Genomic DNA, 13,103 nt, shown 5'->3' on the forward strand with positions numbered 1-13,103 from the left:
AGGATTTTTTTGTTCTCTATGAATTTAATACTGGCTCCAAAAGAAGGGTTAACTCTTCGTCGATACGCTCTTCTGGCATTTTAAGGACAGGGAGGGTGAGACACATCCCACTAAGAAAATGGGCAAGATGCCTACCCCATTGGGCAGGATCTATCTCTTTAAACGCTCCGGTCCCAATTCCGTAGCTTAGAAGCTCTCGGAGCATTTCTGCCATATCATCAAACTGCCATCGCCTTATGACCTGCTCCTCTTCATTCTCCTGGAAAAATTCGTAGGTGGCCAAGGTTAAGGTCGGCGTATCCCCCAATATGGAGGCCTTGTGCTTTTCGATGTAATCCACAAGGATATCTCTGGGGTCCTCCTGCTGATCCAAAGCTATCATAACTGCTTCCTGGCTTTCCACAGCCTCCTGGCGAAACACCTCTAGGAAAATCTCTTTGGTGGAGCTAAAGTACAGATACAGGCCCCCTCGGCTAATACCACAGGCCGTCACGATATCCTTCATGGTCACCCGAGAGTAGCCCTTTTTCATAAAGACTTTCCGAGCCTGGGTTAAGATAAAGGCCCGCTTTTTTTCTGATTTTGAATAAGCCAAATCCATTCCTCCCACCTTGTTTAAACTGACACCTATGTCATAATTATACTTTTTTTGGGAGATGGCGTCAAGGAATGGCATAAAACACACATGTCGAGCTTTCAGATTCCTCTCAGATTTCTACCAATCTCATCCATTCCCCTTATTCATCTTCCTAATATCCGCAACGATTAAAAAAAGAGCGTGCGCTAAGCGCTCCGCTCCGTAAGAAAAGACTGCTTTCGTCTCCGGACTATACCCGGACAATTTCTGCATCGGCGATGGCTTTTTCAATCATGGGGCCGGCGATTTTCTCCATTTCGATTTCGGATTTTTCGATCATCTCCCGCTTCGGCTTTGTTTCTGGATGCTTGGGCACAAAGATGGTACAGCAATCCTCGTAAGGTAAAATAGAGGTCTCAAAGGTTCCAATACGTTGGGCAATTTCAACGATTTCCTGTTTGTCCATACCAATTAAGGGGCGCAGAACCGGCATATCCACCACCGCGTTGGTTGCCCCTAGGCCTTCCTGGGTCTGACTAGCCACCTGACCCAGGCTTTCACCGGTGATCAGGGATTTGGCACCGTTTTTCCGGGCGATTTCCTGGGCAATGCGCATCATATACCGCCGGATGATGATAGTGGTTTGGCGCTCGGGGCAAACTTCGACGATTTTTGTCTGGATTTCCGTAAATGGGACAACATAGACATCCATACGCCCCACGTACTTCGCCACAATCCGACCTAAGTCAATCACCTTTTCCTTGGCTCGATCACTGGTAAAGGGAAAGCTATGGAAGTACACACAAATGGGCTGAATGCCCCGCTTCGCCATCATATAGCCCGCTACAGGGCTGTCGATACCTCCAGATAGCAAGAGGGCACTTTTACCAGAGCATCCCACCGGCAGTCCCCCACCACAGGGAATGAATTGGCTGTAGATATAGGTTTCCTCCCGAACCTCCACCCAGAGATTCATATCCGGGTTTGTCATATCGACACTAATTCCGGTGCCATCTAGGGCTTTTAAAATGACAGCTCCCATATGACGGCCAATATCCGGAGATTTCATGGGAAAGCGCTTATCACTACGCTTCGCGGTGACCCGGAAGGTTTTGAAGGTCCGGGCCCGAGCTTCTTCCTCCACGGCCGTCTCAATGGTTTCTAGCACACTCTCCACCACCACTGCTGGGCTGATGGATACAATCCCAAAGACCTTCTGCACAGATTCCAGGGCATCCTGGAACTGTCCATCATCCACATCGATAATAATGCGCCCCTGAACCTTTTTAACGACAACGCTATCGAGGTAGCGCAGGGTATTCCGAATATTCTTAACCAATAAATCAATAAAATAATTCCGATTCAGGCCTTTTAAACTGATTTCGCCGTAGCGGACTAAAATTACATGCTTTGCCATTATTCCTCACTATTTCTTTTTAAAATTCATCCATTTTTGCAGTTTAGCGGCTTCCTCTGCGATCACAGCAGCCCCTTCCCGGACCTCGGTCTCCGTCGTCAAAACGGAAAAGCTGATACGAATGGTGCCCTCGGCCAAATCCATGGGAAGGTGGATGGCCTTAAGCACCGATTGCTTTTCCTTTTTATGGGAGGAGCAGGCAGAGCCAGTGGACACATACACGCCCCTGGCTTCCAGACTGTGGAGCAGCACCTCCCCCCGAATCCCTGGGATGGAGGCACTGAGCACATAGGGGCTTCCCTGGGGGTCCCCATTAAAACGAATACCTTCTATGCCATTTAGTGCTTCCAGCATAATGGCTTTGTACGCTGCCATGCGCCCGTGGAGGCCCTGGGGGTCCTCCTCCATCACAGTGATGGCCTCATCAAAGCCTAAAATGGCTGGGGTGTTCTCCGTTCCGGAGCGCAATCCCCCTTCCTGGCCACCACCGAGTAAAAGAGGTTTGATACGCAGTCCTCCTTTAAGGTAGATGGCTCCAATTCCCTTGGGCCCGCAGATTTTATGGCCACACAGGGTAACCGCATCCAGTTTACAGGCTGCCACATCCAATGGCTCCTTCATGTAGCCCTGGACATAATCGGTATGGAAAACACAGTCGGGATTGGCACCTTTTATGATCGATCCAATCTTTTTAAGATCCTGGATGGTCCCAATTTCATTATTCACACCGATGATACTGACCAGGATGGTCCGGTGATCTACCGCCGCCTCCAATGCCGCTAAATCGACGTGTCCCTGGGAATCCACCGGTAACCACACAACATCAACCCCGTGCTCCTCGTAGAGCTTGAAAACATCCTTAACGGCGGGATGCTCGATGGTTGTGGTGACAATACGGGCTGTCTTGAGCACATCCGGCCGTTTGATTTCCACCAGGCCCTTGATAATGGTATTATCCCCCTCCGTTCCCCCGGAAGTAAAGATAATTTCCTCAGATGCGGCTCCCAGCGTCTTTGCAATATGGGACCGGGCTCCTTCAATTTGCTTTTCCATATCGATGCCCAGATTGTACAGTGCCGAAGGATTGGCATAGCCGGATTCCAGGGCCTGGCACATCCGTGCGATCACCCGTGGATGCGGACAGGTCGTCGCCGCGTTATCTAAATAAATTTTTTTCACATTTTTCCTTTCAGATGCTTTACTTTAACCTTAAAAAAATATAAGATTAAACTATATTATTCTTTAAAAGATAATTTTGCAATTGCAATTAATCCCTGATTCGCATACTATTAAATAATAACATATTCTTTGGATAATTGAAGAGGTTCTGATGAATAAATATAAAAAACTCCGTAAAGAAATCAACATCTCCCAGGCCCAGCTGGCAGAAATGCTGGGTGTTTCCCAAACTGCGGTGAGCCAATGGGAAACGGATAAGAATTATCCGGATGTGAACACCCTCAAGACCCTGGCAGAAATTTTCTGCGTTTCCACAGATTATCTTTTAGGTATGGATGCCAGCCGGATTCGAGAGGTCAACGAGGTGGTGGTTTACACCCGTATTCCCGCTGGAGTGGATTGGGGAAACAATATCGATCGGGATGGTACCGAGGAGATTCCCGGGCGGCTTCTCGCCAAGGGGCGGGACTATGTGGGTTATAAAATTGTCGACAAGAACCTGTCCCCCATTTTTGAAGAGGGCGATGTGCTCATCATCGAACTAACCGACCATTGTGAAAACGGTGATCTCGCTATGGTCCAGGTCAGTGGCTATGATGCCCAGGTTCGCTATGTTTTCCATACGACACAGGGCATTTTGATCCAATCCGTGGTGGCGGGACACCAGGATATGTTCTTTCCCACGGCCCATAAAGAAAAGCCCCGGATCATTGGGGTGATCCGGGAGCTCAGGCGACTATTTGGATAGCTTATCAATGAGGGTACGAATGATTTGACCCGGTGATGCCTTCGGGTCCTTTTTAAGGATTTCCCGGATTTCCTCACCGACGTAATATTCTAAATCATCCGCTGTTAAATCGTAGCCATCATCGACCGCTAATTCAGCCAGTTTTTTAAAGAGCTTCTTTCGCTTTTCACCCAATCGGGTTTCTTCACTCTTGCCATCATGGATAACATTGGTGACAAAATCATCCATCATTCCTGAAAATAATTTAACGAGGGTTTCCTTCTTCTCTCCATGATTTAGGGAACGCTCTTTTTCTTTTACCTGCTCTTTAACGATTTTTCGTCAGTCTCAATAATTTCTTCCAAAATACTTTCTTCTGGATTTTCCGGCAGGGTCGCAACAACGGGAAAGCCCTCTCCCATCATCATTGGATCTGTCAATAAATAGCTACCTGATTCGATAAGCGTTTCATTGTACCGCTCTAATTCATCGTGATCCTTTTTGATTTGTTCAAAAAATTTTTTAACACTATCCTTGCCCATCATGATACCTCCATCTAATAATTAAGGAAGTATCGATTTTTAACCTGCTTCCTTTTTAGGATTTTGCAGATAGTATACCAATACTCCCTTAAATCATTACATATTCAATTGCACGATGGCTTTAACTGTTGATTTTAACAATACGGTCTTCTTTTACCACGGCACCCGTTGGACATTTTTCCACGCAAGCACCACACTGAGTACATAAATCGTAATTAATATGAGCCAGATTATCGGTAACAGTAATCGCACCCGTTTCACAGACTTTGGTACACGCCTTACACCCGATACACCCGCAGGTACAAGCCGTTCGAACGATTTTCCCCTTGGCCGTTGACCGACAGTCCACATGGATGACCTGGTCGTAGGGTATCAGGTTAATCAGGTTTTTCGGGCAAGCCGCAATACACTTTCCACAGGCCGTACAGGCATCGGGGTCGACGATGGGCAGGCCTTTGTCTCCCATGGTCAGTGCTCCAAATTGACAGGCTTCCACACAAGAACCCATTCCCATACAGCCAAATCGACACTCTTTGGGGCCGCCACTGGCAATCATGGCTTCCCGACAGTTTTTAATGCCGTAATAATCGGCCCGGGTAGGGGCATGCTCGCAATCACCATTACAGTGAACACAGGCAATTTGAGGATCGGTATTCCCCACACTTTCACCCATAATTTCCCCAACTTCCACCGCTGTTGATGGTCCGCCCACCGGGCAGGCATTGGCTGGTGCATCGCCTTTGACGATAGCCTCTGCCAAAGCATCACAGCCGGGATAGCCACAGCCACCGCAATTGGCACCAGGCAGAGCCGCCCGGACCAGGGGTATCCGTTCATCTTTTTTGACCTCAAACACCTTGGAGGCAATGGCAAGACCTGCACCAAAGATCAGGCCCATGCCACCGAGGACCAGGACCGGGATTAATAAGTCGTTTAACATATCCTTTTCCTCCCTATATCATTCCTGAGAATCCCAGAAACGCAATGGCCATGAGGCCAGCCGTCACCAAAGCAATGGGGAATCCCTCAAAGCACCTGGGGATATCCGATAGTTCCAGACGTTCCCGGACACCGGCAAAAAGCACGATGGCCAAGGTAAAGCCCACAGCCCCAGAAAAACCATTGACAATGGTTTCTAAAAAGTTGTAATTACTCTGGATATTTAAAAGAGCCACCCCAAGCACTGCACAGTTGGTGGTAATCAGGGGCAGATAAACCCCCAGGGCCTGATAAAGTACCGGGCTCACTTTCTGGATAACCATTTCCACCAGCTGTACCAGAGCCGCAATAACCAAGATGAATGCGATAGTCTGAAGGTATACCAGATTAAGGGGAACCAAAATGGCATACTGCACCATATAGGTAATAGCGGAGGCCAGGGTCATAACAAAGGTAACGGCCACACCCATGCCGATGGCGGTTTCAATCTGTTTTGAAACCCCCAGGAATGGGCAAATCCCCAAAAAACGGGAGAAGATATAGTTATTAACGAAGATGCCGCTAACGACGATGATTAGAAGATTCATGAGAGCGCATCCTCCTTACTTTCTTTTTTCTTTTCAACACTTTCTGTTATTTTATTGATTAAGGCGATACACAGGCCCAGGGTTAAAAATGCCCCAGGCGGCAAGATCATCAGGATAACCGGTTCAAAGCTGGCACCAAAGAGGCTGATTCCGAAAATGGAACCTGCACCAAGGATTTCCCGGATCGCACCTAAAACGGTTAAAGACATGGTAAAGCCTAACCCCATGCCAATGCCGTCGAACATGGAGTCTAACACACCATTGGTAAAGGCAAAGGCTTCCGCCCGGCCAAGGATAATACAGTTAACCACGATGAGGGAGATGTAAATCCCCAGAGCGGCATACAGCGCCGGAACGAAGGCTTCCATGAGCATCCCGACGATGGTAACAAAGGATGCAATAATCACAATAAAAGCCGGAATCCGGATATTATCGGGAATCACCTTTCTCAGTGCAGAGATAACCACATTAGATCCAATAAGCACCACCATGGTCGCCAACCCCATTCCCAGACCATTGATGGCCGACGTAGTCACGGCCAAGGTTGGGCACATACCGAGGAGCAAACGGAAGGTCGGATTTTCTTTAATTAACCCATTGGTGAGGTTTTGTAAATGTTTCATTATTTTTGTCCTCCTGCAATTGCTTTGTAAATCTGGGTGGAGGTATTGACACCAAGGGTTACCGCTTTGGAAGTAATGGTGGCTCCTGTAATGGCATTAATCTGATTCCCTGAGGCTCCGCCGCCTTTAACCACCGCGATTTCCTGGGTAGCGTCCAGTCCCTTGTACTGGTCCTGGAAGGTTGTTTCCGTGGCACGGGCACCCAGACCAGCGGTTTCATCATTGCTTAAGATGGTGATGCCGGTCACCTGACCATCTGTAGAAATACCTGTAAGTGTTTCCACCTCACCACCATAGCCCTTGGGCACTGTCTTAACGGTGTAACCCACCAGCTGGTTATCCTTATATCCAGCATAAACCTCAGCTACAATATTGGCATTATCACCAACAGCTTCCTTAGCAATATCTTCAACACCTGGAACCGCTTCAAAATCTACCGCCTCTGGCAACACCATCTGCCGGGCTTCAATATTCTTTTCTTCTGTCTGCTTGGCAATGGCATCCTTTGTCACAGAATTGGTAAGGGCCAATAGAAGGGCCGCCACTGCTGTGATGATAAAGAGGATGAGCGCCAGCCGTCCGACAGTTTTCCAGTCAATCTGGACTTTTGTTTTATCTGACATTATGCCGTTACCTCCTCTTTTTGTTTATCTTTCTTTGCCTTCACCTTCTTTTGCACACCGTAAATAGCCGGCTTCATGTAGCGATCCAAGAGTGGTGCCACAATATTCATGAGAAGGATGGAATAGGACACCCCTTCAGGATATCCGCCAACCATTCGGATGATCATGGTTAAAAGACCACAGCCAACAGCATAGATGATTTGACCCACGGGCGAGCTGGGAGAAGTGGTATAATCCGTTGCCATAAAGAAGGCTCCAAGGATTAGCCCCCCAGAACAAAGCATAACAAGGGGGTCCTGGCCAAAAGGAATAGATAAAACCGCAACCGTTGCCAGGTAAACCACTGGAATCCGCCAGCTGATAATGCCCCGGGCAATGAGGTAAACCCCGCCAATAAGCAGAGCCAAAGCTGAGATTTCACCAATACAACCATAGACACCATTGGTCCCAAGAAATAAGTCAAGGGTGCTGGGCATCATGGATAGATCCCCGGCTTCCTTCAAAATACCCAGGGGAGTGGCCATGGTTACCGTATCCGTCGTCGGGATATAGGCCGTTCCGGTCATCCGTGTCGGCCAAGAGGCTAACAAAAATGCCCGAGCCGCCAGGGCCGGATTCATGAAATTATGTCCAAGCCCCCCAAATATCTGCTTCACGATGACAATGGCAAAGGCAGAACCGATAATGGCCATCCACCAGGTGGCATTCACCGGAAGGTTGAAGGCCAAGAGGATTCCAGTCACCACTGCACTCCAGTCCTTTATGGTAATGGGCTTTTTCATAATCTTTTGACACAGAGCCTCGCAGACAACACAGCTGGCAACACAAATAGCCACCAGCAGCAGGGCTTTCACGCCAAAAACATACCCCGCCATAGCCAAGGCCGGCAGCAGGGCGATGACGACATTCTGCATAATGCTCTGGGTGCTTTCCTTGCTCCGAATATGGGGGGATGAGGATACCGTCAGTTTAAGTTCCATTTTATTATTCACAGTAGCCTCCTAATTTTTCTTTCGAGCAGCCATAATCTGGCGCTTGGCAACCCGGATGTCCGATACAAGAGTCCGTTTAGCAGGACAAGTATAGGCACAGCTGCCACATTCTATACAATCCAGAGCGTGGTAGACCTCACATTTTTCCCAGGACTCCTTTAAAGAATAAGCGGATAGATATAAAGGCTGTAAATGAATGGGACAAACGGAAGCACATTTTCCGCAGCGGATACAATTGCTGGGCTCACTGATAGAGGCCGCTTCATGGCTTAAACAAAGGATACCGGAAGTTCCCTTCATCACCGGAACATCTGTCTGAAAAAGGGTTACCCCCATCATGGGACCGCCGGAGATTACCTTTTCAGGTTTCCTTTCAAAGCCACCGCATTGATCGATGACGTCTTGGTACATGGCCCCAATGCGAACCTCCATGGTCCGGGCATCCTTCACGGCATCACCGGTACAAGTGAGCAGACGTTTATACAAAGGCATTCCCGTTTCAAAGGTTTCTGCAATCTGGGCTGCCGTTCCCACATTGAGGACCACGACACCGGCATCAGCCGGTAATCCACCTGAGGGGACTTCTCTTCCTGTAACCGCCGTAATGAGCTGTTTTTCGGCCCCTTGGGGGTATTTGGTGGCAAGTTCAATAACGGTAATACTGCCATCCTCTGACACTGCCTCCCTCAACTTCCTTATGGCTTCTGGCTTATTGGCTTCAACGCCGATATAACCCGTCGTAACCCCCACCGCCCTCATGGCGATACGCAGCCCCTCCACCACCTTCTGTGGTTTCAGGTTCATTAAATGATCGTCTGCCGTCAGGTAAGGCTCACATTCCGCGCCATTTAAAATGAGGGTATCCACCTGCTTGTCCGGAGGAATACTCAGCTTGACATGGGTTGGAAAGGTGGCGCCGCCCATACCGACGATCCCAGCATCATGAATGATGTCAATGATTGCCTTGGGCTCGTAATTCTCGAAATCTCCATAGGGCGTGATCTCCGGACAGGGGGTATCCAGTCCGTCAGACTCAATAACCACAGACATGACATTGTCCCCATTGGGATGAGGGCGTTCCTCCACGGAGATAACCTTCCCTGAAACGCTGGAATGGATTGGGGCGGAAACAAAGCCATTGGCCTCCCCGACTTTCTGGCCGAGGGTCACGGCTTCTCCTTTTTTGACTACCGGAGTACAGGGTGCTCCAATGTGTAACGCCATTGGAATGACCACCATTTCCGGTACCCTTGCGACCTTTGCAGAGACATCCGCGGTCCGCTCTTTATTGTAAGACGGATGGATTCCTCCTCTAAAGGTCCTTTTCTTTTCTGCTGTTGACAAGATAAACACCTCTTACTCAAATTTTGAATTATATTTTATCACAATTTGTCAATTAAATATAGTAATTCTTTACATAGAAATAAAATCAGCCAGAAATTCATCGCCACTGATAAATTTCTGGCTATTCTTTTGTAACACTTTCCGTTCTAGTCGAAAGATGTTAAAAACGCACGGTAAGCTTTATAGGTCATATACACATCAGCCTTAGAGGTTAGCTCGAAGGGAGCGTGCATACTGAGGACTGGTGTCCCACAGTCTACTACATCCATTCCGTATTGGGCTAAAATCCAGGCGATAGTCCCACCGCCGCCCAAATCAACCCGGCCAAGCTCCCCGGTCTGCCAGACGACATCTCCGCCATCAAAACAGCGTCTGATCTTTCCGAGGAATTCAGCATTGGCATCATTACAGCCTGATTTTCCCCGGGCCCCGCCATATTTGTTGACAGCGACACCTTTCCCTGCAAAGGTGGCATTTTTGAGATCGTGAGTTCCTGTAAAATTGGGATCGTAGGCCGCAGTGACATCTGCCGATAAGAAGTCAGAGTGCTCCAGACAGCGCCGCAGGGTAAGGGCGATATCCCCATCCCCTTTAATGTGGATGAGCTCAGCGACCTGGTTTTCAAAAAACTTCGACTGCATACCGGTGCTGCCATAGCTTCCGATTTCTTCTTTATCCGCTAAAAGAACACACAGGGTTCGTTCTGGGATATGCTGGTCATTATAATCCAGGATGGCCTGGGCTGCACTATAGGCGCACACCCGATCATCCTGGCCGTAGGCCCCCACAAAGCTGCGATCAAATCCGATATCCCGGGCGGCACCCGCCGGTACGGCCTCTAACTCCGCACTGGTAAAGTCCTCTTCTGTAATACCGTAGTGTTCATTCAGATATTTGAGGATATTGAGCTTGACCGGGTCCTTAATCTCAGCATCATTTAGTGGAATGCTGCCGATTAAAAGATTTAAACCCTCTCCCGCAATGGCGTCACTCAGTTTTTTCTGGGATTGCTCTTGAGCCAGATGGGGCAGCAAATCGGTAATACAGAAAACCGGATCCTCATCCTTTTCCCCAATGGAAATATTGACTAGCTCCCCGTCCTTCTTGGCAATGGTGCCGTGGAGGGCCAAGGGAATGGTCACCCATTGGTATTTTTTAATCCCGCCATAATAATGGGTTTTAAAATAAGCCATATCATTTTCTTCATATAGAGGAGTCGGTTTTAAATCTAATCGGGGGGCGTCAATATGGGCACCGATAATGGCCATCCCTTGTTCAAGGGGTGCCTTTCCCACAATAAAGAGACTGACCGTCTTGCGTCGGTTCAAAATATAAATCCGATCCCCGGGCTCGACCTTTCCTTTTTCAGAAATATAATAATCCAGGGGCTTAAACCCTTTCTTTTCCGCTAACATGACGGTAAATGCAGCACAAAGCCTTTCGGTTTTAGAAACCCCGAGAAATGCTTTATAGCCTTCACAAAAATGGAAAGCAGCCGATTGCTCGCCTTCATCCATGTGGTTCCATGCTAAGTCTTTTTTCTGACACAGAGCATCCGATAAAGCCTGATATTCTGTCTTTTGATCATCCATGGGCTTTCTCCTTTTAGTTTGAATGGTTTTATTTTCTATTTTACCCTTAATTGGTCAAAGGCTCAAGGACTATTCTAATCCTTTGGGGTGAATTAAGGGGTTGCCATCTTGTTCCTATCCTCCATTTATGTTAGACTAACTTCCAAAGCAGAAGGGAGATTACTGATGAAAAAAGAACGACTTGTTGTATTGGGAACGGGAAATGCCATGGTGACACGATGCTATAATACCTGCTTCGCCATCCGGCAGGGTAAGGAATATATCTTAGTGGATGGCGGAGGGGGTAATGGCATCCTGCGCCAGCTGGAACGGGCAAGAATTCCAGCAGAGCACATTCACCACCTTATCGTCACCCATGGACATACCGACCACGTACTAGGGGTTATCTGGATCATCCGAAAAATTTCTGCAATGATGCACGCAGAAGAGTACACTGGCACCCTAAAAATTTACTGTTACGCCGAATTGGCGGATATGATCCGGGCTATAGCCCATATGACCCTGACCCCTAAGCTGACGGACCAATTTGATTCCCGTATTCAGTTTGTAAAGGTAGAGGACGGTGAAAAGCATCAGCTCCTTGATTCTACTGTTACTTTTTTTGATATTCATTCCACTAAAATGAAGCAGTTCGGCTTTACCCTGGATCTGGTTTCCGGGAAAAAACTGACCTGCCTTGGAGATGAACCTTTTAATCCTCTATGTGAAAAATATCTTCTGGGCACTCACTTTCTGTTGTGTGAAGCCTTCTGCTTATATAAAGACCGGGAAATCTTTCACCCCTATGAGAAGCATCACAGCACGGTTAAAGATGCCGCAGCCCTTGCCGAGAGATACCACATTCCCCACCTGGTACTTTGGCATACCGAGGATAAAACTCTGGATACCCGGAAAACGCGGTATACCAAGGAGGGGAAAAAGGTCTACACCGGAGATCTGCACGTGCCGGATGATTTGGAGGTCATAAAGCTTGTGTGAAGGGGCGTTCGTCCGCCCCTATACCTCTATGCCCCCTTCACCCCTTCTACAACAATCCAGTCCTCGCCATCCTGTAAATGGATGGTGGTCGTGGCCATGCCCACCCGCTCAAAGAGGGCTTTGAATTCCGGGATGGTGAGGTTATTCATCTCGTATTTAGCCGTATTTTCCAGCTGCTTTTCAGAGAGGCCCTCTTTCATGTACATTTCTGCAATGAGGAGAAGCCGCCCCCCGGGAGCCATGACCCGCAGAACTTCCTTTAAATCGGATTCTAAATCCGGCCAGAAGAAGTAGCTCTCCACTGAAATAACCTTATTAAAGGTTTCGTCACTATAGGGCATGCTGGAAACACTGCCGTGGTGGATTTCCATCTGGCCGCCTTGGACAACATCCTGATTCAGACGGGTGGATTCTTCCACAGAGACCTCCGAATAGTCGATGCCCACATAATGGGCTTCGGGCTGACGGTTCGCCATCTTCTGAAGGGCTGCCCCACCCCCACAACCAATATCCAGTACCGTATCACCGGGGTGCAAATCTAAAAAATCTAGAGCCCAGTCCGTCATGGGACTGTGACTCTCATTCATCCGCTTAATCATTTCCTTACCGGCTTCGCCCTCGGGCTTCCGGGGATTTCCCATTTCAGTCACTGATTTTTCCTCCTGGGCCAGCTCTGTGGCCAATTTGTCGGATAAATTGGCCACATGGGCCTTTTCATCCTCTGTATATTCTGATTCAGCCTTCAGACCCGGGATGATCGCCGAAATATCCACCTCTTTTTTAAGGGGACGTTCATTCCCCTGGTCATCCACTAAGCGGACATTGTCCAGCTGGGTCTTAAAATTGGAACGGATACTTTCAATATAGGCCGCCCGGAGAGCTTTTTGTTCCACTTGCTCCGCCTCTGTCAGGCCCTCACTTTTCTTTTTTTTCGCCAGGGCATTAATCCGGGCGATTTGTTCATTAGTTACCATAAAAGCCTC

Annotated in this window: 15 protein-coding genes; 2 read left to right on the forward strand and 13 right to left on the reverse strand. The window is 48.3% G+C overall.

Annotated elements, in window-relative coordinates; translation table 11 throughout:
* Positions 1-16: 16 nt before the first annotated feature.
* The 3 genes from BLW33_RS04715 to BLW33_RS04725 all read right to left on the reverse strand — a co-directional run bounded on the left by BLW33_RS04715 (position 17) and on the right by BLW33_RS04725 (position 3,173).
* A complete protein-coding gene (locus tag BLW33_RS04715) occupies positions 17-595 on the reverse strand; it encodes a TetR/AcrR family transcriptional regulator (protein WP_176966631.1) in 579 nt (192 codons plus the stop codon).
* A 232-nt stretch (positions 596-827) separates the two neighbouring features.
* Positions 828-1,994: a tRNA uracil 4-sulfurtransferase ThiI gene (gene thiI / locus BLW33_RS04720; protein ID WP_090305818.1), complete on the reverse strand. Its 1,167-nt coding sequence runs from the start codon at positions 1,992-1,994 to the stop codon at positions 828-830.
* Positions 1,995-2,003: 9 nt separating this feature from the next.
* Positions 2,004-3,173: a cysteine desulfurase family protein gene (locus tag BLW33_RS04725; protein ID WP_090305821.1), complete on the reverse strand. Its 1,170-nt coding sequence runs from the start codon at positions 3,171-3,173 to the stop codon at positions 2,004-2,006.
* A gap of 151 nt (positions 3,174-3,324) precedes the next feature.
* On the opposite strand from BLW33_RS04725, the gene BLW33_RS04730 reads away from it, so the two are divergent.
* On the forward strand, positions 3,325-3,921 hold the full coding sequence (locus BLW33_RS04730; RefSeq protein WP_090305824.1) for a helix-turn-helix domain-containing protein: 597 nt from the start codon (positions 3,325-3,327) through the stop codon (positions 3,919-3,921).
* Here BLW33_RS04730 and BLW33_RS04735 read toward each other — a convergent pair.
* The 9 genes from BLW33_RS04735 to BLW33_RS04775 all read right to left on the reverse strand — a co-directional run bounded on the left by BLW33_RS04735 (position 3,910) and on the right by BLW33_RS04775 (position 11,142).
* Positions 3,910-4,152 (reverse strand): hypothetical protein, encoded by a 243-nt coding sequence (locus BLW33_RS04735; RefSeq protein ID WP_090305828.1) that lies wholly within the window; start codon positions 4,150-4,152, stop codon positions 3,910-3,912. The genes BLW33_RS04730 and BLW33_RS04735 overlap by 12 nt on opposite strands.
* Positions 4,153-4,217: 65 nt before the next feature.
* Positions 4,218-4,445: a hypothetical protein gene (locus BLW33_RS04740; protein WP_090305831.1), complete on the reverse strand. Its 228-nt coding sequence runs from the start codon at positions 4,443-4,445 to the stop codon at positions 4,218-4,220.
* A gap of 118 nt (positions 4,446-4,563) precedes the next feature.
* On the reverse strand, positions 4,564-5,382 hold the full coding sequence (locus tag BLW33_RS04745; RefSeq protein WP_090305835.1) for an RnfABCDGE type electron transport complex subunit B: 819 nt from the start codon (positions 5,380-5,382) through the stop codon (positions 4,564-4,566).
* A gap of 13 nt (positions 5,383-5,395) precedes the next feature.
* Entirely contained in the window at positions 5,396-5,968 is a 573-nt protein-coding gene (rsxA, locus tag BLW33_RS04750; RefSeq protein ID WP_090246547.1) for an electron transport complex subunit RsxA, read from the reverse strand.
* Positions 5,965-6,591, reverse strand: a complete 627-nt coding sequence (gene rsxE, locus BLW33_RS04755) for an electron transport complex subunit RsxE (RefSeq protein ID WP_090305837.1) — start codon at positions 6,589-6,591, stop codon at positions 5,965-5,967. Before rsxE ends, rsxA begins: the two co-directional genes overlap by 4 nt.
* Complete coding sequence (locus BLW33_RS04760) at positions 6,591-7,214, reverse strand: RnfABCDGE type electron transport complex subunit G (RefSeq protein ID WP_090305840.1); 624 nt, start codon at positions 7,212-7,214, stop codon at positions 6,591-6,593. Before BLW33_RS04760 ends, rsxE begins: the two co-directional genes overlap by 1 nt.
* Entirely contained in the window at positions 7,214-8,194 is a 981-nt protein-coding gene (locus BLW33_RS04765; RefSeq protein WP_090306020.1) for an RnfABCDGE type electron transport complex subunit D, read from the reverse strand. The genes BLW33_RS04760 and BLW33_RS04765 overlap by 1 nt, the downstream gene beginning before the upstream one ends.
* A 21-nt stretch (positions 8,195-8,215) precedes the next feature.
* A complete protein-coding gene (gene rsxC, locus BLW33_RS04770) occupies positions 8,216-9,550 on the reverse strand; it encodes an electron transport complex subunit RsxC (protein ID WP_090305843.1) in 1,335 nt (444 codons plus the stop codon).
* A gap of 146 nt (positions 9,551-9,696) precedes the next feature.
* Positions 9,697-11,142: an aminopeptidase gene (locus BLW33_RS04775; RefSeq protein ID WP_090305846.1), complete on the reverse strand. Its 1,446-nt coding sequence runs from the start codon at positions 11,140-11,142 to the stop codon at positions 9,697-9,699.
* Positions 11,143-11,307: 165 nt separating this feature from the next.
* Here BLW33_RS04775 and BLW33_RS04780 point away from each other — a divergent pair, with 165 nt between their 5' ends.
* Positions 11,308-12,120, forward strand: coding sequence for an MBL fold metallo-hydrolase (locus BLW33_RS04780; protein WP_090305849.1), 813 nt, complete (start codon positions 11,308-11,310; stop codon positions 12,118-12,120).
* A gap of 26 nt (positions 12,121-12,146) precedes the next feature.
* On the opposite strand, the gene BLW33_RS04785 is transcribed toward BLW33_RS04780, so the two are convergent.
* Positions 12,147-13,094, reverse strand: a complete 948-nt coding sequence (locus tag BLW33_RS04785) for a DUF896 domain-containing protein (protein ID WP_090305852.1) — start codon at positions 13,092-13,094, stop codon at positions 12,147-12,149.
* Positions 13,095-13,103: the final 9 nt, after the last annotated feature.

The sequence above is a fragment of the Eubacterium aggregans genome (genome assembly GCF_900107815.1).
GTDB classification, from domain to species: Bacteria; Bacillota; Clostridia; order Eubacteriales; family Eubacteriaceae; genus Eubacterium_O; species Eubacterium_O aggregans.

Bases quoted from the DNA above. Each gene is read 5' to 3' on its own strand.
- thiI (WP_090305818.1), bottom strand. From the start codon at position 1,994: ATGGCAAAGCATGTAATTTTAGTCCGCTACGGCGAAATCAGTTTAAAA.
- BLW33_RS04730 (WP_090305824.1), top strand. From the start codon at position 3,325: ATGAATAAATATAAAAAACTCCGTAAAGAAATCAACATCTCCCAGGCC.
- BLW33_RS04735 (WP_090305828.1), bottom strand. From the start codon at position 4,152: ATGATGGATGATTTTGTCACCAATGTTATCCATGATGGCAAGAGTGAA.
- BLW33_RS04740 (WP_090305831.1), bottom strand. From the start codon at position 4,445: ATGATGGGCAAGGATAGTGTTAAAAAATTTTTTGAACAAATCAAAAAG.
- BLW33_RS04745 (WP_090305835.1), bottom strand. From the start codon at position 5,382: ATGTTAAACGACTTATTAATCCCGGTCCTGGTCCTCGGTGGCATGGGC.
- rsxA (WP_090246547.1), bottom strand. From the start codon at position 5,968: ATGAATCTTCTAATCATCGTCGTTAGCGGCATCTTCGTTAATAACTAT.
- rsxE (WP_090305837.1), bottom strand. From the start codon at position 6,591: ATGAAACATTTACAAAACCTCACCAATGGGTTAATTAAAGAAAATCCG.
- BLW33_RS04760 (WP_090305840.1), bottom strand. From the start codon at position 7,214: ATGTCAGATAAAACAAAAGTCCAGATTGACTGGAAAACTGTCGGACGG.
- BLW33_RS04765 (WP_090306020.1), bottom strand. From the start codon at position 8,194: ATGGAACTTAAACTGACGGTATCCTCATCCCCCCATATTCGGAGCAAG.
- BLW33_RS04775 (WP_090305846.1), bottom strand. From the start codon at position 11,142: ATGGATGATCAAAAGACAGAATATCAGGCTTTATCGGATGCTCTGTGT.
- BLW33_RS04780 (WP_090305849.1), top strand. From the start codon at position 11,308: ATGAAAAAAGAACGACTTGTTGTATTGGGAACGGGAAATGCCATGGTG.
- BLW33_RS04785 (WP_090305852.1), bottom strand. From the start codon at position 13,094: ATGGTAACTAATGAACAAATCGCCCGGATTAATGCCCTGGCGAAAAAA.